This is a genomic window from Bartonella sp. OT172YNZD, assembly GCF_042193725.1.
In the GTDB taxonomy this organism is placed as follows: Bacteria; Pseudomonadota; Alphaproteobacteria; order Rhizobiales; family Rhizobiaceae; genus Bartonella; species Bartonella grahamii_A.
The window spans coordinates 1-853 of the sequence record NZ_JBHILZ010000075.1 but is presented as its reverse complement, the minus strand read 5'-3'; the positions used below and the strand labels follow the sequence as shown (position 1 = coordinate 853).

The 853-nt window shown below is 38.3% G+C and carries 2 protein-coding genes; both read right to left on the bottom strand.

The genetic code is table 11. The annotated features are described in order from the left end of the window. Positions 1-155: 155 nt before the first annotated feature. Positions 156-452, bottom strand: coding sequence for a HigA family addiction module antitoxin (locus ACFIJS_RS09065; RefSeq protein ID WP_004861504.1), 297 nt, complete (start codon positions 450-452; stop codon positions 156-158). A gap of 16 nt (positions 453-468) precedes the next feature. Further along, positions 469-783, bottom strand: a complete 315-nt coding sequence (locus ACFIJS_RS09060) for a type II toxin-antitoxin system RelE/ParE family toxin (protein ID WP_273755754.1) — start codon at positions 781-783, stop codon at positions 469-471. Positions 784-853: the final 70 nt, after the last annotated feature.

Here is an 853-nt window from a genome sequence, read left to right as displayed (position 1 = left end):
TTTGGCAATTCTTACAGATTTTGGAGCTTCAGAGCTACCACATAGCACGGATTCTTTGTTGAAAGCTTATGAACCAAGTTTAGAGAGCCCCATTAAAAAGGTTGCTTAATTTAAAAAATATGCCTCCCTTCCCCATCTTTAAAGGTGGGGAGTGGTTAAACCCTACATTCAAATTTATTGATTTTGGCAAATTCGTCTGCTTTTTCAGTTTGTAATATACTAACGTCGTAAGCAGCTTGCATGTTAAGCCAAAATTCAGCAGTAGTATCAAAAAAATAGGCTAATCTTAGTGCTGTATCGGGAGTCACTGGACTATTTTCAGCAACAATACGTTCTATTCTCGTGCGTGGAACATTTAATGCTTTTGCAAGGGCATAAGCAGAGAGAGCATATTCTTTTAAATATTCCTCTCGTAAAATTTCTCCGGGATGAATCGCTATATAATTTTTCATCTCGACCTCCTACAGATCAATGATAATCTACGATTTCAACTTCATAGGCGCCATTAGAGCGCCATTCAAAACAAATACGAAACTGGTCATTAATACGGATAGAATATTGACCTTTACGCTCTCCTTTCAATGCTTCTAGACGATTTCCCGGAGGACTGCGCAAATCTTTAAGATCAACTGCTTTATCGAGCATAAACAACTTTCTTTGGGCTATACGCACTAGAGTGGTGGGAAAGCCTCTGGGCGGATTGCCTTCTAAAAGATCTTTACACCGCTTATCAGCAAAAGATTCAATCACCAAATCACCTTTATTCGTTCTTTTATGTATCATAACACGATACCAATATAAAGAAAAGGATAAATGTTAAATAACAGGAGCCCTCATGCATCCGAGAGAGACG